Source organism: Acidovorax sp. KNOB132, assembly GCF_057541515.1.
In genome coordinates this window covers 1-1,299 of record NZ_BAAJYT010000523.1, presented here as the reverse complement: position 1 = coordinate 1,299, position 1,299 = coordinate 1, and the positions used below count along the sequence as shown (strand labels likewise).

Annotated in this window: 2 protein-coding genes; both read left to right on the top strand. The window is 69.7% G+C overall.

The features are described 5' to 3' along the window. Nucleotides 1-214 precede the first annotated feature (214 nt). Nucleotides 215-475, top strand: coding sequence for a hypothetical protein (locus tag AC27IO_RS24325; RefSeq protein ID WP_272568362.1), 261 nt, complete (start codon nt 215-217; stop codon nt 473-475). A 185-nt stretch (nt 476-660) separates the two neighbouring features. Further along, the coding region (locus AC27IO_RS24320; protein WP_498741227.1) for a radical SAM family protein at nt 661-1,299 on the top strand (639 nt) is incomplete at its 3' end.

Below are 1,299 nucleotides of genomic sequence, written 5' to 3'. Positions count from 1 at the left end.
TAGCGATATGCCCTAGTGTCGATTGTGCTGGAGGCCAAAAAACACCCAAACCGTTGCCGAGCGCAGCACCGTGACCTCCTGTCCGGCCGTGCTTGTGCTGCACCGCGTTGTCGCCTACCGTGTGCCTTCCCTGAGGGCGGCAGCCTTGGCGCCACGGATTCGATCCCCGAGTTCCGGCCGGTGCGCGCGCCAGCCCTGTGAAGAAAGTGCGCATATGAACGTCGTGTTCCTGGGCAAGGTGGCGGAACAGCCCCTGCCGTTCACCACCTCCGACCCCGAGGAAATCCAGCATTTCGAGCTGCTGCGCGCCGCTGGCCTGCTGACGGGTACCACCGCCGTGGAGGAGGAGGGCGGCCCGGTCTGCGCCCGGATCACGGGCTTCACCGAAGAAGGCCGCGCGCTGCAGGCGCTGGATGTGCAATTGCAGCGCATGCACCTGCGCGGCCTGCTGCGCCGCCTCTCCCTGGCCGCCTGACCGCAGGCGGTAGCCCGGGCCAGTGCAGGCCCACGGCATCGGGGCGAATGGCGCCCGGCGAAGGGGCGGGAGACATCCCGAGCGAACGGCGCTAATATCTGTGTTTATATACAGTCTTTGGCTGGCCGCAGGCAGGCGTCGAACCGGCGCCGCCCCTGGCCCAGCCCGCAGCCGAGGCGCCGTCCATGTCCGAATTCCAGATCCCACTGCACGCCATCAAGGGGCGGGGCGCCGCGACGCGGATCCCGCACCGTTTCCTGAGCGATGCGCGCGACGCCTTCGACGATGGCTGGGCCGGGCCCGGCGAAGGGCCGGACGCCGCCGCCCCCCAGGCCACGCGCGTGGTGCTGGAGACCGCGCGCAGCGCCATCTGCGCCAACGACTCGCCGGACATCTTCTTCGAGCACTCGGTCAACCCCTACCGCGGGTGCGAGCACGGCTGCATCTACTGCTACGCGCGGCCCACGCACAGCTACCTGAACCTGTCGCCGGGGCTGGACTTCGAGACGCAGATCATCGCCAAGCACAACATCGCCGAGGTGCTGCGCGGCGAACTGGCCCGGCCCGGGCATGTGCCGCAGCTGCTCAACATCGGATCCGCCACCGACTGCTACCAGCCCGTGGAGCGCGAGCTGCGCCTGACGCGCGGGCTGATCGAAGTGCTTGGCGAGGCCCGCTACCCGTTTTCGGTCATCACCAAGTCGAGCGGGGTGGAGCGCGACCTCGACCTGCTCGCCCCCCTGGCCCGCGACCGCCTGGCCGCCGCCTACGTGACCATCACCACGCTGGACGCCGCGCTCGCTCGCCGCCTGGAGCCGCGCGCC